18 protein-coding genes are annotated in these 21,433 nt (G+C 34.5%); 12 read left to right on the top strand and 6 right to left on the bottom strand.

Annotation, left to right across the window (positions count from 1 at the left end; all coding sequences use genetic code 11):
• Positions 1 to 5 precede the first annotated feature (5 nt).
• Positions 6 to 653: a polysaccharide deacetylase family protein gene (locus AC2D6V_RS05610; RefSeq protein WP_484647078.1), complete on the top strand. Its 648-nt coding sequence runs from the start codon at positions 6 to 8 to the stop codon at positions 651 to 653.
• Here AC2D6V_RS05610 and AC2D6V_RS05605 read toward each other — a convergent pair.
• The 3 genes from AC2D6V_RS05605 to cphA form a co-directional block, all read right to left on the bottom strand.
• On the bottom strand, positions 650 to 946 hold the full coding sequence (locus AC2D6V_RS05605) for a thioredoxin family protein (RefSeq protein ID WP_298237609.1): 297 nt from the start codon (positions 944 to 946) through the stop codon (positions 650 to 652). The genes AC2D6V_RS05610 and AC2D6V_RS05605 overlap by 4 nt on opposite strands.
• Before the next feature lie 146 nt (positions 947 to 1,092).
• The gene (locus AC2D6V_RS05600; RefSeq protein WP_484647077.1) at positions 1,093 to 2,328 is read right to left on the bottom strand and encodes a metallophosphoesterase; all 1,236 of its coding nucleotides are present in this window, start codon (positions 2,326 to 2,328) and stop codon (positions 1,093 to 1,095) included.
• Positions 2,329 to 2,404: 76 nt separating this feature from the next.
• The gene (gene cphA, locus AC2D6V_RS05595) at positions 2,405 to 5,047 is read right to left on the bottom strand and encodes a cyanophycin synthetase (protein ID WP_484647076.1); all 2,643 of its coding nucleotides are present in this window, start codon (positions 5,045 to 5,047) and stop codon (positions 2,405 to 2,407) included.
• 106 nt (positions 5,048 to 5,153) lie between these two features.
• Between cphA and AC2D6V_RS05590 the strand changes: the two genes are divergently transcribed.
• The gene (locus AC2D6V_RS05590; protein WP_484647075.1) at positions 5,154 to 6,017 is read left to right on the top strand and encodes a cyanophycinase; all 864 of its coding nucleotides are present in this window, start codon (positions 5,154 to 5,156) and stop codon (positions 6,015 to 6,017) included.
• Here AC2D6V_RS05590 and AC2D6V_RS05585 read toward each other — a convergent pair.
• Complete coding sequence (locus AC2D6V_RS05585; RefSeq protein WP_484647518.1) at positions 6,014 to 6,946, bottom strand: isoaspartyl peptidase/L-asparaginase family protein; 933 nt, start codon at positions 6,944 to 6,946, stop codon at positions 6,014 to 6,016. The genes AC2D6V_RS05590 and AC2D6V_RS05585 overlap by 4 nt on opposite strands.
• A 97-nt stretch (positions 6,947 to 7,043) precedes the next feature.
• Between AC2D6V_RS05585 and polA the strand changes: the two genes are divergently transcribed.
• Positions 7,044 to 9,893, top strand: a complete 2,850-nt coding sequence (gene polA / locus AC2D6V_RS05580; RefSeq protein WP_484647074.1) for a DNA polymerase I — start codon at positions 7,044 to 7,046, stop codon at positions 9,891 to 9,893.
• Between the two features lie 42 nt (positions 9,894 to 9,935).
• On the opposite strand, the gene AC2D6V_RS05575 is transcribed toward polA, so the two are convergent.
• Both AC2D6V_RS05575 and AC2D6V_RS05570 read right to left on the bottom strand, forming a co-directional pair.
• Complete coding sequence (locus tag AC2D6V_RS05575) at positions 9,936 to 11,018, bottom strand: methyltransferase (protein WP_484647073.1); 1,083 nt, start codon at positions 11,016 to 11,018, stop codon at positions 9,936 to 9,938.
• Between the two features lie 232 nt (positions 11,019 to 11,250).
• A complete protein-coding gene (locus AC2D6V_RS05570) occupies positions 11,251 to 13,203 on the bottom strand; it encodes a YgiQ family radical SAM protein (RefSeq protein ID WP_484647072.1) in 1,953 nt (650 codons plus the stop codon).
• Positions 13,204 to 13,345: 142 nt separating this feature from the next.
• Between AC2D6V_RS05570 and AC2D6V_RS05565 the strand changes: the two genes are divergently transcribed.
• From AC2D6V_RS05565 to AC2D6V_RS05525, 9 genes are all read left to right on the top strand, one after another.
• A complete protein-coding gene (locus AC2D6V_RS05565; protein ID WP_484647071.1) occupies positions 13,346 to 14,329 on the top strand; it encodes a hypothetical protein in 984 nt (327 codons plus the stop codon).
• Between the two features lie 5 nt (positions 14,330 to 14,334).
• Positions 14,335 to 15,423 carry a DUF3179 domain-containing protein gene (locus AC2D6V_RS05560; RefSeq protein WP_484647070.1) on the top strand — a complete coding sequence of 363 codons (1,089 nt, stop codon included), beginning with the start codon at positions 14,335 to 14,337 and terminating at the stop codon, positions 15,421 to 15,423.
• A 160-nt stretch (positions 15,424 to 15,583) separates the two neighbouring features.
• Positions 15,584 to 16,039, top strand: a complete 456-nt coding sequence (gene rplM, locus AC2D6V_RS05555) for a 50S ribosomal protein L13 (protein WP_298237615.1) — start codon at positions 15,584 to 15,586, stop codon at positions 16,037 to 16,039.
• A complete protein-coding gene (gene rpsI / locus AC2D6V_RS05550) occupies positions 16,039 to 16,425 on the top strand; it encodes a 30S ribosomal protein S9 (RefSeq protein ID WP_484647069.1) in 387 nt (128 codons plus the stop codon). The genes rplM and rpsI overlap by 1 nt, the downstream gene beginning before the upstream one ends.
• Positions 16,426 to 16,619: 194 nt before the next feature.
• Positions 16,620 to 17,450: a 30S ribosomal protein S2 gene (rpsB, locus tag AC2D6V_RS05545; RefSeq protein ID WP_484647067.1), complete on the top strand. Its 831-nt coding sequence runs from the start codon at positions 16,620 to 16,622 to the stop codon at positions 17,448 to 17,450.
• 83 nt (positions 17,451 to 17,533) lie between these two features.
• Positions 17,534 to 18,508 carry a translation elongation factor Ts gene (gene tsf, locus AC2D6V_RS05540; RefSeq protein WP_484647066.1) on the top strand — a complete coding sequence of 325 codons (975 nt, stop codon included), beginning with the start codon at positions 17,534 to 17,536 and terminating at the stop codon, positions 18,506 to 18,508.
• Positions 18,509 to 18,732: 224 nt separating this feature from the next.
• The gene (gene pyrH, locus AC2D6V_RS05535; RefSeq protein WP_484647065.1) at positions 18,733 to 19,440 is read left to right on the top strand and encodes a UMP kinase; all 708 of its coding nucleotides are present in this window, start codon (positions 18,733 to 18,735) and stop codon (positions 19,438 to 19,440) included.
• 68 nt (positions 19,441 to 19,508) lie between these two features.
• Positions 19,509 to 20,066, top strand: a complete 558-nt coding sequence (frr, locus tag AC2D6V_RS05530; RefSeq protein WP_484647064.1) for a ribosome recycling factor — start codon at positions 19,509 to 19,511, stop codon at positions 20,064 to 20,066.
• A gap of 57 nt (positions 20,067 to 20,123) precedes the next feature.
• Positions 20,124 to 21,395, top strand: coding sequence for a hypothetical protein (locus AC2D6V_RS05525; protein ID WP_484647063.1), 1,272 nt, complete (start codon positions 20,124 to 20,126; stop codon positions 21,393 to 21,395).
• The last annotated feature ends 38 nt before the right edge of the window (positions 21,396 to 21,433 follow it).

Below are 21,433 nucleotides of genomic sequence, written 5' to 3'. Positions count from 1 at the left end.
AAGGTATGACTTTAAAGCCTATAAAAACGCCAAAAGTTGCCAAAAAAATGTTCCCCAATTACATTTGGGACATTCCTACAAAAGAAAAGGTTATCTACTTAACTTTCGATGATGGTCCTACCCCAATTATTACGAATTGGACATTAGACATGTTGGATAAATACAATGCCAAAGCAACATTTTTTTGCATTGGAAATAACATAGAAAAACATCCAGACATTATACAGAACATTGTAAAAAAGGGGCATGCAATTGGTAATCATACATATAATCACTTAAAGGGCTGGAAAACCAAAACTAAAGACTATTTAAAAAACACGGAGAAAACTCAAAAATTACTTGAGAATCAAAATTTAGAGTTTAGAACCCATAATTTATTTAGACCCCCTTACGGCAAAATAAAACCAAAGCAAGGTCGGAAACTTATTGAACTGGGTTATAAAATTGTTATGTGGGATGTCTTACCTTTTGATTGGGATAAATCAGTAACACCCGAAACCTGCTTTAATAATGCTATTGCTAAAACAAATTACGGAAGTATCGTTGTATTTCATGACAGTGTAAAAGCATCAAAAAACATGCAATTTGCATTACCAAAAATGTTAGAATACTTTAGTAAAAAAGGATATATGTTTAAAGCTATTAGCCTTTAAACATATTGTTGAATAATACCAATAAGTGTATTAGCATCTTGCTCGCCACTTTGGCGCCATTTCATTTCGCCATCTTTATAAATAATTAAAGTAGGCAGCCCTTTGACACGGAGTGCTTCAGCAAGTTCGCCGTTTTTCTCAACATCAATTTTTATAACCTTTGCTTTGTCACCAAGTGCCGCAGCCACATCGCGAAGAACCGCGTGCATAGTTGTAGATTGATCGTTCCATTCTGTATAAAAGTCTAACAGAACTGGTATTTCTACATCAATAAGCTCCCCAAATTTTGACATACTCTTTTAATTATTAGTCAAACAAACTTTTACAAACCTACATATTTTTTTAATATTATAAATAAATACAATATTTACCTGCATTTTTATCAATCTGTTAACATAAAAATAAGCAATTTCTTTATAAAAACAGCAAATAATACAAATTATACATTTGCAGAGCCTTTCTTGAGTTCTATTACTGTTATTTCTGGCCAAATTCCAACGCGTCCAGGAAAAGCCAAATAGCCAAAACCGCGATTAACATTTATGTATTGACCTAGTTCTTCATAAATTCCTGCCCAATATTTATAGCGCCATTTTACAGGACTCCACTTAAACCAACCTGGTATTTCTATGCCAAATTGCATACCATGAGTATGCCCGCTTAAAGTTAAATGATAATGATAATGGTCGCTAATTACTTCTTTTTCCCAATGAGATGGATCGTGACTCATTAAAATCTTGAAATCATCTCTTTCTATACCAGTAGCGGCTCGCTGCAAGTCGCCTACTTTTTTAAATCCGCCTGCTCCCCAATTTTCAACACCAACAAGTGCAATGCGCTCCCCATCTCTTTCAATAAATCGGTTTTCATTTAACAATAAATCAAAACCAATTTGCTTTTGTATTGTTTTTAAATCTTCTAAGTTTTTTAGTTTATCTTCATCAGAATCCCAGTGAATATAATCTCCATAGTCGTGATTTCCTAAAACGGAGTATAAACCATCTTTAGCTTTTAAACGACTAAACATTTCTACATAAGGTTTCATCTCTTCAGCCTTATTATTAACCATATCTCCAGTAAACAAAATAGTGTCACTTTCTTGTTCATTAATTAAATCAACGGCATAACTTACTTTATTAAGGTTGTCAAAACTGCCTGAATGAATATCACTAATCTGGGTTATTCTGTAGCCATCAAAAGCTGCTGGCAGGTCTTCAAAGTGTAGTGTGTACTTTAAAACTTTATAGTTATACTTCCCTTTATAAATACCATAAATTATTCCCGCAAACGGGATAGCCGCCAAACCCAAAGCCACCTTGCTAATAAACCGCCTTCTTGAAGCAAAATAATTCCCTTTTGCCATCTCTCCTTCAGTAAAATATCGAAAAATTGCTTGAGGCACTCGAAACACATCCTCCCCTAACATAACTATCAATAAAATCATTTTCGGAATTAAAAGAGCAATAAAAAATCCGAAAGCATAAGAATGCCCATGCGAAAAACCATCTCTTCTATTAAAGCCATAATAATGAAAAACAAAATTTCCAATAACTAGAAGTGTAAGGAGCCAATAAGATCCCTGAAGCCAATGATTTTTTGAAACAGTTTTTAAAGACTGAAAAGCATATAAATCAATAACAAGAAAAATAATCAGAAAAATAATCCAACGAAGCATACAATTTTTAATGGTAAAGTTAATGAATAACCATCCCCTTTTATCTTATAAAATTGTTAAAGAAAATTGTACCCAACTAATCAGCAAATACTAACTCTCCTCTAGCTTCTTGATCCTTTAATTTCTGAACCAAATCTAAGGCGTCAGGAATAACATCGCTACATAAAATAATTAGAGATCCTTTAACTGCGTTTTTAACCGCATGAGTTATGGCTTCTTTTTCGGATGGGATAATTGTAGTTTTCTTATTAGGGTCTTTCATTTTAATGCCATCATGCAACATTTTAATAAGCTCTTCTTCAGTTTTTCCGCGCAAGCGCTTATCTTGTCTGATAATGATTTCATCAAACATTTCTGCGGCTATACTACCCATTTCGTTATTATCTTCAACACGTCTATCACCAATTCCAGCAATAATTCCAACCTTCACGGTAGCTTCTAATTCATTTGTGAATTTTTGAAGTGCTCTCATTCCTGCTGGGTTATGTGCGTAATCTAAAAGAATTGTGAAATTTTTAAATTCAAATAAATTCAAACGTCCAGGTGTTTGAGATGCGGAAGGAATAAAAGTCTCTAAAGCTGCTTTCATATCTTCTATACTTATGCCCTGTACATGAGCCGCTAATATAGCTCCTAATACATTTTGAATCATGAATTTTGCCTTACCCCCATAGGTTAATGGAATGTTTTCAGCTTTCATTAATCGCATTTTCCATTCACCTCTACAAATGGTTACATAGCCATTTTCGTAAACAGCCGTAACGCCGTTTAAGCGCTGCATTGCCTTTATTCTAGGATTATTTTCATCCATAGAAAATAAGGCAACATTACAATCTAAGTTTCTCCGCATATCATAAACTAAATCGTCATCAGCATTTAAAATAGCATATCCATCGGGTAAAACTGTTTCAGGAACAACCGCTTTTACTTTAGCCAATTGTTCTATCGTATGAATCCCCTTTAATCCTAAATGATCTTCTGCGACATTAGTAACAACGGCCACATCACATTTTTTAAATCCTAATCCAGCACGTAGTAATCCACCACGAGCACATTCCAAAACTGCAAAATTTACGGTGGGGTCTTTAAGAACAAACTCTGCACTCGCTGGCCCTGTACAATCACCAGTCATAAGAAGTCTGTTTTGAATATAAACACCATCACTCGTGGTATAACCAACCCGATAACCTTTCATTTTTGCAATATGGGCAATTAAGCGCGTTGTCGTTGTTTTTCCATTAGTTCCAGAAGTTGCAATAATCGGAATACGACCGGTGTCACCTTTTTGTGGAAATAATTTATCAATTACAGGAGCCGCAACATTGCGTGGCAATCCTGTTGTTGGAGCTAAATGCATTCTAAAACCTGGGCCCGCATTCACTTCTAAAACTGCTCCGTCAGTTTCAGATAATGGCTTCGAAATATCTGTAGTCATAATGTCAATGCCACAAATATCTAAATCTATAATTTTAGAAATACGTTCTGCCATACTCACATTTGCAGGATGGATAATATCTGTAATATCCTCTGCCGTTCCTCCTGTACTTAGGTTTGCCGTATCTTTTAAAATAAGTCTTTCGCCCTCAGCAATAACAGAATGTAAAGTATAACCAGCATCTTTAATAATATTAAGTGTTAACTCATTTGTTGTTATTTTTGTTAATACATTCTCATGACCAAACCCACGACGTGGATCACTATTAACTTCATCAATTAATTCTTGAATCGTCGATTTGCCATTTCCCACAACATGAGCTGGCGTTCTAATAGCACCAGCAACTAAAACGTTATTAATAACTAATAACCTATAGTCATCACCAGTAACAAACTTCTCAATAATAATTGCTCCACTTCGCGAACTATCTTTTGCATGTTTAAAAGCAACTAATGCATCCTCATAATTTTGTATATCTACTGTAATGCCTCGTCCATGATTCCCGTCAACGGGTTTAACAACTAACGGATAACCTACATAACGACAAGCCTCTTCTAAACTGCGCTCTCTACGAATAATTTCGCCTCTAGGAACTTCAACTTCAGCTTGTTCTAACAAATATTTGGTATCTTCTTTATCGCAAGCTAACTCAACACCTATACTGCTTGTTTCACTTGTTACAGTTGCTTGAATACGCTTTTGATTGGCCCCATAACCCAATTGGCATAATGAGTATTTATTTAACCGAATCCATGGAATACCTCTACTAGCAGCTTCTTCTACTATAGACCCTGTACTTGGACCCAATCGATCTGCTTCCCGTAATTCACGCATTTGTTGAATATCCTCAGACATATCATAAGCTTCACCTGCTATTAAAGCTTCACAGATTCTAACTGCAGCTTTTGCTGCATAACGCCCTACCGATTCTTCCATATATGAAAACACAACACTATATACACCGTCTTCACCATAACCTCTTGTTCTACCAAAACCTGTATCCATACCTGCTAAGGTTTGAATCTCGAGTGCAATATGCTCTATAATATGCCCCATCCAAGTACCTTCATCTACGCGCATAAAAAATCCGCCTTCACATCCTTCAGAACAGCGATGTGAATACATAGATGGAAACATTTCTTTTAAACGCTCTGAAAACCCATCAATTTTATTAGATGGTAATTCTTCCATCTCTTCAAGATCAAGAACCATTACAATTAAATTGTGTCTTCTAATCGACCAATAATTTGGTCCCCTCATGGCATTAATCTCGCGTATTTTCATGGAACTTTGTTTTAGTTTAAAATCTGTGAAAGTTTATAAATATAGTATTTTTCAATAAAAAAATTAGCTTATTTTTGTTCAATATTTAAACTATAGTAGAGATTTTATGCAGAAGATTAAAGGAATCCTTATTCCTATAGGAGGAAATGAAGATAAAGGTACAGAAGACAGTGAATTATATACGCTTGAATTTATTGATGATGGCATATTATTTCATGTTGTAAAAGAAGCTGGAGGTGTCGAAGCCAAAATAGTTGTGATTCCAACAGCATCAAGCATCCCTGTTGAAGTTGGTGAAAACTACATAAGCGCTTTTACTAAATTAGGCTGCAAAAATGTACATGTTCTTGACATTAGAAGCAGACAAGATTCGGAGAAAAAAAGTTCTATAGAATTAATAAATTCTGCAAATTGCATTATGTTTTCGGGAGGAAACCAATCTAAGATTACAAAACATATCGGCGGAACTAAGATTCATGATATTATGCGTAGTCGCTATAAAAACGAATCTGGATTTGTAATTGCAGGTACTAGCGCTGGTGCTATGGTTATGACCAATGAAATGATTTCTGGTGGTAGCCCAAAAGAAGCTTTTATTAAAGGAGCAGTTAGCATGTACAATGGTTTAGGATTAATCCCAGAATTAATTATCGACACCCATTTTATTAGACGTGGCCGTTTTGGAAGACAGTCTGAAGCCGTGGCAAAATTTCCAGAATTAATAGGATTTGGTCTTGCTGAAGACACTGGAATGATAATAAGAAACGGCAATGATTGCACCGTGATCGGGTCGGGAATGGTGATTGTTTTCGACGGAAGCAAGATAACACATAATAACGAAGAAGTATTAGAAGAAGGTACACCAATGACTATAGCAAACTTAACAGTTCACGTACTTTCTAACGGAGACCAATATACTATTAATGAAAGAAAAGTGTCTGTATTACCAATTGAAGCGCCTTTTATTTAGTTATTATATATAGCAATTATCTCTTCTCCTTTTGAAGTTTTACTTGCTCGATACATCCCTTCCGTGTTAAAAGGCATCGCAATATTGCCTTGAGTATCTACCGCAATTAATCCGCCATCGCCTTTTATTTCAAGAATGCGTTTATTTATCACTTCATTTGATGCCTCTATTAAAGACATGCCTTTGTGCTCCATTAAACAAGCCACATCGTAAGCCACAACACCACGAATAAAAAACTCACCACTTCCAGTGCAACTAATAGCGCAGGTTTTGTTGTTTGCATAGTTTCCAGCTCCAATCATAGGGCTATCGCCTACACGCCCCCATTTTTTATTTGTCATTCCGCCAGTTGAAGTGGCTGCGGCAATATTTCCATTTTGGTCGCAAGCTACAGCACCAACAGTACCAAATTTAGAATCCTTTTTGGTCGCATGATCCAATTGAAAACTATCAGTATCCTTTATTTCTAACCATTGATTATGTCGAAATTCATCATAGAAATATGCATCATCCTCAATTTTATAATTAAGTTGTTTTGCAAATTGCATAGCGCCTTCGCCCGCTAAAAAAACGTGCTCGCTTTTTTCCATAACGTCCCGTGCTAAATTTACTGGATTTTTAATTCCAGAAATTAAACTTACAGCTCCTGCATTTAATGAGTTGCCATCCATAATAGATGCATCCATCTCATGGGTTTCGTTTGCTGTAAACACACTACCTTTCCCTGCATTAAACAAGGGTGAATTTTCTAATATTTTTACGGCTGCCTCAACAGCTTCAATAGCGGTTCTCCCTCTTTCTAAAAAAGTATACCCTTTTTCTAAAGCTTTTTTCAAAGCTTGTTTGTATTGCATTTCTAACGCTGTCGTCATCATACCTTTGACCAAAGTTCCTGCACCACCATGTATGGCTATTGAGAATGTATTCATCATAACTATTTAGAGTTGGAAATTACAAATTGCATTTCAAATTACACCCATTAAACCATAAGTTTTTGTAGTTTTATAAACTTCAAATACAAAATCAATGTCAGATCAAAAACGTCTTTTTCTAGTCGATGCTTACGCCTTAATTTTTCGTGGCTATTATGCCTTTATAAAAAATCCAAGAATTAATTCTAAAGGAGAAGACACCTCAGCCATTATGGGTTTTATGAACTCATTGCTAGATGTTATTAAACGTGAACGTCCAGACCATTTGGCTGTTTGTTTTGATAAAGGTGGAAGCGCAGATCGCGTAGAAATGTATGAAGCATACAAAGCCAATAGAGATGAAACTCCTGAAGGGATAAAAACGGCAGTGCCTTATATCTATAATATTTTGAAGGCGATGCATATTCCTATTATGGTTAAAGAAGGTTATGAGGCCGATGATGTTATTGGCACTTTGTCCCGTCAAGCGGAAAAAGAGGGCTACAAAATCTTTATGGTAACACCAGATAAAGATTTTGCACAATTGGTTACTGAAAATATATTTATGTATCGGCCCGTTTTTGGTGGTGGCTATGAAACTTGGGGTATTCCTGAAGTTCAGAAAAAATTTGAAGTAACAGATCCTATGCAAGTGATAGACTTTTTAGGAATGATGGGTGATGCTAGCGATAATATTCCTGGATTACCAGGTGTAGGTGAAAAAACAGCCAAAAAATTCATCGCACAATTTGGAAGTATGGAGGGATTATTAGCAAATACCGACCAGCTAAAAGGTAAAATGAAGGAGAAAGTAGAGGCCAGTGGAGAACTAGGGTTGCTTTCAAAAAAGCTAGCAACTATTATGTTGGACGTACCAGTAGAATTTAATGCGAAAGATTTTGAACTAGATCATCCAGATATAGAAAAGGTTAAAGAAATATTTCAAAATTTAGAATTTAGACGACTTACCGATAATTTCTTAAAAACATTTGCTACCGAAACTGCTTCAACACCCAGTACTCCTGCCAATTCTGAATTGAAGACAGAAGATAAACCTACGCCTAAAGAAACTAAATCTGCTGGATCTGGACAGTTTTCACTATTTGGTGCAGACCCATCAAATGACACCGAAACTGTCTCAGAAAACACCAGAAAAAACAATGAAACAGTACCACATTTTTATCAAAGCGTAGCTTCTGGCATAGCTACCAAACTTTTCATTAAAAACTTAATGAATCAAAAAGCTGTATGTTTTGATACAGAAACTACAGGTTTAAATCCTTTAACGGCAGAACTCGTTGGTATTGCTTTTTCATGGGAGGTTGGTAAAGGTTTTTATATGCCATTTCCAGAAAACAAAGAGGAAGCTCAGGAGTTGATTGAGCAATTGCGGCCGTTTTTTGAAAGTGAAACCATTGAAAAAATTGGTCAGAATTTAAAATACGACATTAAAGTTTTAGCAAAATATAATATTGCCGTTAATGGTAAATTGTTTGATACTATGCTAGCGCATTATTTAATTAATCCAGATATGCGTCATAATATGGATGTGTTGGCAGAAACTTATTTGAATTACACACCCATTTCTATAACAGAATTGATAGGGAAAAAAGGGAAAAATCAACTCTCGATGCGCGATGTTCCATTAGAAAAACAAACAGAATATGCTGTTGAAGATACTGATATCACCTTACAATTAAAAGAGCATTTTCAAAACGAATTAGGAGAAGCTAATACTCAAAAACTATTTGATGATATTGAGATTCCGTTGCTTCGAGTGTTGGCTGCTATGGAATTAGAAGGTATTAATTTAGATAAAAAATTCTTAAATTCTTTATCAGAAGATCTTAATAGCGATATTTTAAATCTTGAAAAAAGTATATATGAAGCTGCTGGCGAAGAATTTAATATTGCCTCTCCAAAACAACTTGGTATTATTCTATTTGAAAAATTAAAACTGGTTGATAAACCTAAAAAAACCAAAACTGGGCAATATGCTACAGGCGAAGATATTTTAAGCTACTTAGCCAAAGACCATGAAATTATTCAAAACATATTAGAATATAGAGGACTAGCAAAATTGAAAAGCACTTATGTTGATGCTTTACCGTTACAAGTTGAAGAAGCTACAGGGCGTGTGCATACCGATTATATGCAGACTGTTGCTGCTACGGGACGATTGAGTAGTAACAATCCTAATTTACAGAATATCCCTATTAGAACAGAACGTGGTCGACAAGTTCGTAAAGCGTTTGTACCACGAAATGAAGATTACATTTTATTGGCTGCCGATTACTCGCAAATAGAACTTCGTATTATTGCCGCATTAAGCAGAGAAGAAACCATGATTGAAGCGTTTAAGAATGGTGAAGATATTCACGCATCTACCGCCTCAAAAGTATTTAATGTGCCTATAGAGGAAGTAACAAGAGAACAAAGAGGCAATGCTAAAACCGTAAACTTCGGAATTATTTATGGGGTTTCAGCTTTTGGGTTAAGCAATCAAACCGATTTATCTCGTGGTGAAGCAAAAGAGCTTATTGATACCTATTATACCACATATCCAAAGCTACGTGCTTATATGAGCGAACAAGTCGATTTTGCAAGAGACAATGGCTATGTACAAACCGTTTTAGGGCGACGCCGCTATTTAAAAGATATTAATTCTAGAAATGCCGTAGTTCGTGGTGCTGCAGAACGTAATGCGGTTAACGCACCAATACAAGGAAGCGCTGCCGATATTATTAAAATTGCCATGATTAATATTTACTATAAACTAGAAGCTGGTAATTATAAAACCAAAATGCTTTTACAGGTACATGATGAATTGGTATTTGATGTTTATAAACCTGAATTGGAAGCCATTAAAACTTTGGTGAAAACTGAAATGGAAAGTGCTTTTAAACTAGATGTACCTTTGGATGTGGAAGTTGATACGGGGCTGAATTGGCTGGAAGCTCATTAAATCATTCTTAAAGAACTTCAGGATAATTACTAAAACATAAAACTACGACCGTTTGTTTTGTTCATTAATCAAAACCCAAAGCTCCACTTCTTCTTCAGCTCGCCAATTTAGCTCTCGCATGGTTTTATTTGAAGGCGCTTTTACTTTTCTTGTTAAACACGATTCCAATTTAAAACGACCACCATTGACTAATTCGGTTTCTATGGGATGGTCTTCTGTTGCTTCTGTTATTTGAGCTAAATTTGAGAACAAAATAACGAGTTTCCCTTCGGGCAAGAGTCTTTTTGTAGCTTCAGCAAAAAACTCTGGAAATAGATTATCGTTATAATAAATAGCTTCGTCGTTTTTATCCAGTTCTTGAGAAGCTGGTAACCACGGTGGATTAAAAACAATCAATTCAGTCTGCTTGTCCCATTTACCAAAAAACGGTGCAAAATCAAGTTCTACTTTCCGAGACATTTTTGTATCTCCCATAGATTCTGTTAGTCCAACAATAGCATTAGGGTTAGTATCTGTCCCGAAAACCTTTTGAAATCCATGCTTTACCATTTGAAAAGCCAATACGCCACTACCAATACCAACATCTATGGAGGACTTTTTAGGGCCTTCGTAACGTTTCAGCCAATTATCAAACAGTATTAAATGATCAAAACGTGTTGGGAAATAAACCCCGTAATATGGGTGAATTTTATTTCGCAATACAGGCAACAAAATACCGTTTTGGTACCATTGCCAAGAACTATTTAGTCCTTGAACTTTAGAAAAAGGCAACAAAAAATTACCTGTTTCTGGATATAGCTTTGCGAACCAACCAATAGCAGGTGCTTTTTTTACGGTTAATTTATGGTTTGATATTTTTATGTAAACAAGACTAGATAACGCTCGGTATGCAGATCTGTAAACGCGCTGCTCTTGAAATGTTTTATACGGTAATTTTATTTTAAGATGCTTATGTAATTCTTTATGCAGCAACAAACCGTTGCTATAATATTCTGTTATTTGTATAGGCTTGCCAGCTTCTAAACCTTTAATCGCACGATGAACATTTATAGATTGATTAAACTGGGCTAATGGCTGTTCTGGTAAAAAAGGCTCAGGTTTGTATACTTGTATATCTGTAATCATCGTTTGGTTCTAAATTGAAACGGATTGCAGAGTAATGACGTGAGCAAGTCGTAAGATTAAAATCACTATTAAATAGTTACTTACTAGCAATCAGGCATTAAGTTGGCCGCTATGGTTTAATTAATTATAATAGAGACTTAAAGAAAAGTCTAAAAATTTCGCTGAATTACTGCGAAAAGCTAATTAATTTCAACAGATAAATAATATGGCAACAAAGGTACTTTTTTAAAACCTACCTCCGCTTCTTCTTAGACCTAAACTTAGTCTTATTCTTTCGCTGATTAAAGGGAATAGCATCATCAAACGTGTGCTTCGCTTCACCACTAGGCTTATTTTTACGCCACCTCTCAGTCTTTTCAGGTAAGAGTACTTTTAGTAAATCTTGACGCCCAAGTTTATTCAAAGTATTTTTTATCCAAGCTTTATTTTCATCTTTATACCAGAAGAAAAAACGATGTTGTTCATCTTTTTCCTTTCTAGTTATAGGTGTATTTACTTTTTTGAGGGTGTAAGGGTGATAGCCACTATAATAAATTACCGTAGCCACAGTCATTGGTGTTGGTGTAAACCCTTGTACTTGCTCTAACTGGAAACCCATGTCTTTTGTTTCGGCAGCTAAATTTGCCATGTCCTCAACTTCGCAAGCTGGATGATTGGATATAAAGTAAGGTATCAATTGCAATTTTAAACCTTTCTTAATATTAATCTTATCAAAACGTTCCTTAAACTTATGGAAATAACTAAAGGAAGGCTTACGCATCAACTTTAAAACAGGGTCGCTGGTATGTTCTGGTGCTACTTTAAGTCTACCTGACACATGTTTAGTCATCACCTCTTCAGTATAATCATCTAGTTCTTTTGGATCAGCATTTTTATTGAATTCTGGCACTAACATATCATGACGAATTCCAGAACCAATAAACGATTTCTTTACTTTTGGATGGCTGTCTACTGCTTGATATAATTCAGTTAAAGGTTTATGGGACGTATCTAAATTGCTACAAATTACTGGCGAAATACAAGAAGGTGCAACACACTTATCGCATATTGATTGTACTTTCCCTTTCATCTTGTACATATTCGCACTTGGCCCACCAATATCAGATAAGTAACCTTTAAAATCTGGCATATTCGCTACCGTATCAACCTCTCTTAACACAGATTCCTGACTTCGAGATGCGATAAATTTTCCTTGATGTGCCGATATAGTACAAAAACTACAACCTCCAAAACACCCACGGTGGATGTTAATGGAAAACTTAATCATTTCATAGGCAGAAATTGGACCACGTTTATTATATTTTGGATGTGGTAGTCGTGTGTAAGGCAACTCGAAAGATGCATCAATTTCATCTTCCGTCATCGTTGGATACGGCGGATTAATCATCAACGTCTTGTCTCCAACCTTCTGAAAAATACGTCGCGCAGCCAATTTATTACTCTCCTGCTCAATAATTTTAAAGTTAGACGCAAACTTCTTTTTATCCTTCAAACAGGTTTCGTGGGATACGATTTCTACATCTTCCCAATTACTATTCTTTGGAATCTTTGCCTCTTTGTTTACAAGAACCGCCGTTTGTTTTATGGTTGTAATGCTGCTAAAAGGCACTCCTTTTTGCAATAAACGTACGACTTCACGAAGCGGTTGTTCGCCCATTCCATAAACCAACATATCTGCTTTAGATGTTTCTAAAATAGTTGGCATCAATTTATCACTCCAGTAGTCGTAATGGGTTACACGACGCAACGAAGCCTCAATACCTCCAATTAACACAGGAATATCTGGCCATTTTTCTTTTAAAATCTTACTGTAAACCGTTGTCGCATAATCGGGTCTAAACCCAATATCACCATTGGGTGTATAGGCATCTTTATCTCGTCGCTTTTTATTAGCATTATAGTTGCTAATCATAGGGTCCATACAGCCGCCAGTCACCCCAAAAAATAATTTTGGAGCACCTAGCTTAACAAAATCCTGAAGATTATCTTTCACATTTGGTTGTGGCACGATAGCAACCCGCAATCCGTAGCTTTCTAATATGCGACCAATAACAGCAGGCCCAAAGGATGGATGATCTACATAAGCATCACCACTAAATAAAATCACGTCCAGTTCATCCCAACCGCGTATTTTTACCTCTTTGTTTGTGGTAGGCAACCAATCTGAAAGTTTTAACTCTTGCATAGCGTTGCAAAAATAGGTAAAATATATACTTCTCTCATTATTTCATGTTATTCAATAAAAGCTTAATTTATCAACCAAAATGTTAAATCTGGTAAGGATTCATATTTATAAACGACAATCTAATTGTTATTTATAGCTTTTTATGAATTCTAAATACCTATTAATTGTATTGCAAAGCTTCATGTTTTTCCATACTCATTCTCAAACATGTTGCTCCGGAGGTATTCCTTTATCAAACAGCATAGGCTTACCATTACTTGAAAAAGGATCAATTCAACTTGGTATTAATTATGATTATAATAACCTAAACACTTTAAATAACGGGTCAGAAAAGCTCAACGATAATTCTAGGCTCAGAATAACACATTCTGTTTTGATAAATACAAGTTACGCAATTACTAATAAAGTTTCTGTAGAGGGTCTTTTTACATGGGTTAATCAACGAAGAAATATATCTCAATTTGGAAATAACAATTTGGACCAAACATCTGGGATTGGAGATGCTGTGATGCTCCTAAAATATGATATCACCAATATGTTTTCTAATATAATTGGAGAATATAGTTCTTTAAGTTTTGGTATTGGAGCAAAAATCCCATTAGGTTCAACTAGAGAAACTAATGATCTAGGCGTTACTCTTAATGCAGATCTACAACCAGGGAGCAATGCTTGGGATTTATTATTTTTATCTTCGTTTTCTACAACTTTAAAATCAAGACCAACATTAACATTTTCTTCAAAAGTAATTTACAGAAGTACCGGAACAAACAATTCTTATTTTGGGGATTCAACTTATAAATTTGGAAATGAATTTCAGGGGTTTATTAGTTTTTCAGATCAATTTTTGATTTTTAAAACTCTGTCAAAACCAAGTATTTCCTTTAAATATAGAGATGCAAATCAAGACAAAATAGGTGGATTTAATTTAGATAATACGGGAGGAAATTGGGTGTCTTTCATTCCTAGCTTCTCTATTGATATAACAACTAACATCGCTTTTTCTGCAAAGTCAGAAATTCCAATCTATAATAATGTCGATGGTACTCAATTAACACCAACTTACAGAATTACATCTGGTATTTTGTTTAAAATAACTCCAAAACAAAAGGTATTAACCTTAAATTAATTATTATGAAAAAGAATATATTTTATGTATACATTTTAGCTCTAATATTTGTCGCATGTAGCAGTAATAATGTTAATGACAATAGTGGTAATGAACTAAACAATCCTAATAATTCAAGTGGTGGTAATGGCAGCTTAATTGTTGGTTCTTGGTTAGTCCCCTTATCTTCAATTAAAGATGGTGGGCCGGGTAAAGATGGTATTCCGTCTATAGATAATCCGGTATTTATAAGCCCTAATCAAGCCTCTTTTTTAAGTGATGAGGATTTAATTATTGGGATAATTAAAAACAATGAAGCAAAAGCCTACCCTCATAGAATATTAGATTGGCATGAAGTAATTAACGATAATGGGATAACTTTATCTTACTGCCCCTTAACAGGAAGTGCACTAGGATGGTTATCAAAAACTAATGGGGAACAAACAACTTTCGGTGTTTCTGGGTTACTTTACAACAGTAATTTAATTTTATATGATAGAAATACAAACAGTAATTGGTCGCAATTAAGAATTGATTGTATTAATGGTAGTGAAATTGGTAACGAACCTGAAACAACTAAAATAGTTGAAACTAATTGGAAAACCTGGAAACTTTTATACCCAAACACAACTGTTTTGAGTACAAGTACAGGTTTCGACAGAGATTACAACCTATACCCTTATGGGGATTACAAAACTAATCAAAACAAATTTTTGTTTTCGGTATCACCAAGTAATAATGCTTTGCCTAATAAACAACGTGTATTTGCAATTACAAATGAGAAGAAATCTAAAGTATTTCAATTTTCTGACTTTGAAAATGGTAAAACTTTTAGAGATACTTTTAATAATAATGAATACCTAATAATAGGCAACAAAAATATTGTAAATGCTTTTGTTCTTTCTGAAGATTATGCAGATTTAACTTTCGAATACTATTTTAATGACTCTGAAGCTTTTTTTAAAGATGATGAAGGAAACTTATGGTCTGTTTTTGGAGAAGTAATTTCAGGTTCAAGGCAAGGTGAATCATTAACACCTGCTAAATCATTTGTTAGTTTTTGGTTTGCAGTTGCAGCTTTTTATCCAAATCCAGAAATTTTTGACTCATTATAAAGCGCTAATCATGTCCAGAATCGTAATCTTTCGTTATGACGATTAAGCATTAAAATTTACATGAAATTATCTCACTTCACTATTTGGTAATCAAATATATAATCGTAAATTTGCAAACTCTTTTTGAGAGAGGAATGTTTAATTAGAAAAAATAAAAAGTGTGAACACATTAAGCTACAAAACGATTTCAGCAAACAAAGCTACTGTAAATAAGCAGTGGGTTTTGGTTGATGCTGAAGGTCAAGCGCTTGGTCGTTTAGCTTCTAAAGTTGCAAAACTTTTAAGAGGTAAGCACAAGCCAAACTTCACACCTCATGTTGATTGCGGAGATAATGTAATTATTATCAATGCTGAAAAAATCACGTTATCTGGTAACAAATGGACTGACAAGTCATACATTCGTCACACTGGATATCCAGGAGGTCAAAAAAGTTTAACTGCTACAGAATTGTACGGAAAAGATCCTGCAAGAGTAGTTGAAAAATCAGTAAAAGGAATGTTACCTAAAAACAAATTAGGTGCAGATTTATTCCGTAATCTAACAGTTGTTGTTGGTTCAGAGCACAAACATCAAGCTCAAAAGCCTAAAACAATTAACTTAAACGAATTCAAATAATGGATGTAATTCACAAAATTGGCCGTAGAAAGACGGCTGTTGCGCGCGCTTATGTTGCCCCAGGAAAAGGTAACATTACAATCAATAAAAAAGACCTAACTAATTATTTTACTACTGCTACTTTGCAGTACAAAGTAAAACAACCTTTAGTTTTGACTAACAATGACGCCAACTTTGATATTACAGTTAATGTATATGGAGGTGGTATTACTGGACAAGCAGAAGCTGTTCGCTTAGCAATATCTCGTGCAATGTGCGAAATTGACGCTGAGAACAGATTGACACTTAAACCAGAAGGTTTATTAACAAGAGACCCTAGAATGGTTGAACGTAAGAAATTCGGTCAGAAGAAAGCTCGTAAGAAGTTTCAATTCTCTAAACGTTAATATCCTGGACTTGGTTCAGGATCTGATTATCAGATTTTTTTATCATTTTCAAACAAAAAAATATAATTAAAAACAGTTATTGTTGTCCTAGTCTAAAAAGACAGGATTTAGTTTAGCATCTAAATGGTTAAGGCGAATTTTAAAAAATGACCACTTAATCATTGCTAATTCAACAGAACGTAAACTATTACAAAATGGCAGTAGAAGTAACAGAATTACTTGAAGCAGGTGTACACTTTGGACACCTTACACGTAAGTGGGACCCAAATATGGCACCTTACGTATATATGGAGCGCAATGGCATCCATATTATTAACCTTTACAAAACAGCGGCAAAAATTGACGAAGCTGGAGCAGCATTAGCAAAGATTGCAGCATCAGGGCGTAAAATTTTATTCGTTGCAACAAAAAAACAAGCAAAAGATATCGTTGCTGAGAAAGCTAGCGAAATTAACATGCCTTACATTACAGAAAGATGGCCAGGTGGTATGTTAACTAACTTTGTTACTATTAGAAAAGCGGTTAAAAAAATGGCTTCTATTGATAGAATGAAGAAAGACGGTACTTTCATGACTTTATCAAAAAAAGAGCGTTTACAAGTTGATCGTTTAAGAGCCAAGTTAGAGAAAAACTTAGGTTCTATTAGTGACATGACTCGTTTACCAGGCGCACTATTTGTTGTAGATATTAAGCGTGAACATATCGCGATTAAAGAAGCTCAAAAATTAAACATTCCAATTTTTGCAATGGTAGATACGAACTCTGACCCACGTCAAGTTGATTATGTTATCCCTGCAAATGATGACGCTTCTAAATCGATAGATAAAATCTTAACGCATGTAACATCTGCAGTAGCTGGTGGGTTAGCAGAACGTAAAGCGGAAAAAGAAGCTGCTGCTGTTCCAAAAGCTGAAGCTCCTAAAGTGGAAGTTGAAGCAAAAACTGAAGTAGTAGCTGAAAAAGAAGCTGCTCCTAAAGCAAAAGCTGCACCAGCCAAAAAAGCTGTTGCCGAAGAAGAAGAATAAAAAATATTAATACAACACAAATAAGTCGTTTGTTTCTTTTCTTCTGAAAATAAATTGAACGACTTTTTTAAATTATAATAACTATGAGTACTACTGTAAAAGTTACAGCCCAAGAGGTAAACAAATTAAGACAAGCTACTGGTGCAGGAATGATGGACTGCAAGAAAGCTTTAGTAGAAGCGGAAGGTGATTTTGATAAAGCTATTGAGGTTTTACGTAAAAAAGGACAAAAAGTTGCGGCAAAAAGAGCCGATCGCGAATCTAGTGAAGGTGCTGCTGTTGCAAAAATAAATGCAGATAACACCACTGGTGTTGCAATTGTTCTAGGTTGTGAAACTGACTTTGTTGGTAAAAATGAAAACTTTTTAGCATTAGCGAGTCAATTAGGAGATATTGCTTTAAACACAAACTCTAAAGATGAATTTTTAGCTGCTGATTTTGGTGGAATGACAGTAGCCGACAAATTAATTGAGCAAACTGGAGTAATTGGTGAGAAACTAGAGATTAATGCTTTCGAAAAAATCGAAGCGGCTTATGTTGGTACTTACGTTCACATTAACAAAATTGCTGCTATTGTTGGTTTTTCTAGCGTAGTTAACAATATTGAAACTTTAGGAAAAGATGTTGCAATGCAAATTGCATCTATGGGAGCTACAACATTATCGTATAAAGATTTTGACCCAGCATTCGTTGCTTCAGAAACTGAAGCAAGAATTGCAGTTATTGAAAAAGATAATATTGAATTAGGACGATTAGGAAAAACACTTAAAAATGTCCCTCAATATATCTCAATGGCACAATTAACGCCTGAAGTTATAGCTAAAGCCGAAGAAGCTGCAAAAGCTGAACTTAAAGCAGAAGGAAAACCTGAACAAATTTGGGATAGAATTTTACCAGGTAAAATGGAACGTTTCATTTCTGATAATACAACTTTAGATCAAGAACAATGCTTATTAGATCAAAAATTTATTAAAGATGAAAAGAAAACTGTTGCGGCTTATGTTTCATCCTACGGCGAAGTAGAAATTACAAGTTTTAAACGTGTAACTTTAGGATAAATAGAGACATTTTATATAATTTTAAAAACCATCATGCCTGCAAGCATGATGGTTTTTTTTGATTAAAAAAGAGCTTCAGAGTAAATTCAAAAAATAAAAAAAATGTTTAGCTTTGCTAAACTCCAAAGCGGAACTGAAATGCGTCTTAATTATTATGTTAGTGATAACCTAAATGTTAATAGACAAATTACAATAGACTTTAAATCAGCAATAGAAATCGTTTAATGAAATACAAAAGAATACTTCTAAAATTATCGGGTGAAGCCTTAATGGGAAACCGTCAATATGGTATTGACCCAGAGCGATTAGCAGAATATGCGGAGGATATTAAAGAGATCACAAATAAAGGCGTACAAGTTGCTATTGTAATAGGAGGAGGCAATATTTTTAGAGGTGTAGCTGGCGCTAGTAATGGCATGGATCGTGTTCAAGGCGATCATATGGGAATGCTTGCAACTGTTATTAATGGGCTGGCACTACAGGGCGCTTTAGAAGATGCAGGATTAAAAACAAGACTCCAGACAGCCATAAAAATTAATGAAGTTGCTGAACCTTTTATAAGACGGAAAGCCTTGAGTCATTTAAATAAGGGGCGGGTCGTTATTTTTGGAGGTGGAACAGGAAACCCTTATTTCACTACAGATTCTGCAGCAGTATTAAGAGCTATCGAAATTCAAGCGGATGTTATTTTAAAAGGGACTCGCGTAGATGGAATTTACAACACAGATCCTGAAAAGGATACTAATGCAACAAAATTTAATTTTATATCTTTTGAAGACGTTTTGAGTAAGGGTATAAAGGTGATGGATACAACTGCATTTACTTTAAGTCAAGAAAACAAACTACCAATAATTGTATTCGACATGAACAAAAGAGGTAATTTACTTAAAGTTGTATCGGGAGAAAATATTGGAACAGAAGTTAATATTTAATTCTTGTTTCAGTTTTAAAAAAATTGGCGTAATTTTTGAAACATTGATTGACATAAAAGTTTAAAACAATGAATGAAGACATACAATTTATATTAGATACGGCAAATGAAGCCATGGATAATGCTATTAAGCATCTAGAAAAGCAATTTGTTAATATTAGAGCAGGTAAAGCAAGCCCTTCCATGCTTGGTAGTGTTATGGTAGATTACTATGGCTCACAGACACCTTTAAATCAAGTTGCCAACGTAAATACACCTGATGGTAGAACTATTACGGTGCAACCATGGGAAAAAAGTATGCTACAAGAAATAGAACGTGGCATTGCTTATGCAAACCTTGGTTTTAACCCTATGAATAATGGTGAAACTATAATTATAAATGTCCCTCCTTTAACTGAAGAGCGAAGACGCGACCTAGCTAAACAAGCCAAAGCGGAAGCTGAAGATGCTAAAGTAAGCATTAGGTCTGCAAGAAAAGATGCCAATAACGACATTAAAAAATCAGATGATGTTTCTGAAGACCTGAAAGCTAACGCAGAGATAGACATACAACAAATGACAGATAGTTACGTTAAAAAAGTTGATGACCTCTTTGACAATAAGGAAAAAGAAATTATGACAGTATAATTACCAAAGCGACTACAATGTCGCTTTTTTATTTATAACCCTAGCTTTAATTTTCTAATGCTGAAATTTTATTCGTTTCTACTTTTTATTTTATTTTCAGTATTGGCTCAAGCCCAAACCTACTCTATTGATGAATCTATTCCAATTCAAGATTCAATTAAAAAAAGTGTTTTTCTTAAACAATTAGGAAACGGTTATCTACCTACCAAATATTTTAACGCCGACCTTAGGTATTTAATAAAATACAATCAATATGAGGGTGTAAGAACAGGAATTGGCGGTATAACCAATGATGCCTTTTCTAAAAAATACCGTTTAAATTCTTATGTAGTTTATGGGTTTCGGGATCATCGCTTTAAATATAGCATAGGAGGTGGTTTTAGACTTTCTGAAAAAACAAATACATGGGTAAACCTATCTTATACTGACGATTTGCAAGAAACAGGAAGCTCTAATTTCTTAACAGACAATAGGTTTTTTCAGTTTTTCGAGCCTCGACTTTTAAATATCGATTTATTTCATAAGCATATTACCAAGGCCATAGCGTTAGAGCATCAAATAAACCCAAAACTTATAACAGAAACACATTTTGCACTTAGTAAAATAGACCCAACTTATAGGTATAATTTCATCTTAAATGGTAATTCCATTAGTCAATTTGATTTGAGTACAGCAAAGTTCGGTTTACAATGGAGTCCCTTTAGTCAATTTGAATCTTCAGAAGGAAAACTAAAAGAAACAAAAAGAGGTTATCCGCAATTTTCTATTCAATACACTAAAAGTTTTAAAGATGTATTTAAGGGTGACTTCAATTTTTCAAAAGTCGATTTTAAAACTATTTATAGATTAGGAGAAATAGATAATCATCTTTCAGAATTAACAATTGTTTCTGGACTCGTTGGGGGAGACACACCGTTAACACATTTATATCATGCCTATCCTAATAACATAAGAAATGAAACCATTATGCAACGATTTTCTGTTGCTGGTCTTAACAGTTTTGAAACTATGTTTTTTAATGAATTCTTTTCTGATAAATTTACAACCTTACAATTTAAACATTATTTAAAGCCCTTCAATGTTTCTAAACGATTTAAACCGCAAATGGTTTTAATCTCGCGATACGCTATTGGGGATATTAAAAACCCTGAAAGACATGAAAACATTTCTTTTAATTCATTAAAAAAAGGGTTTACTGAATCTGGTTTTGAAATTAATAAATTATTTTTTGGGTTTGGCTTGAGTTTTACTTATCGATACGGTGCATATCACTTACCAAGCATTGCTGATAATGTTGCATTTAAATTTACTTTTAATATAACATTATAAACCATATACTTATAGTAGTACTTTGTTTTTCCTACCTT

The organism is Algibacter sp. YIN40 (assembly GCF_057219435.1).
This window is presented reverse-complemented; position numbering and strand designations above follow the sequence as displayed.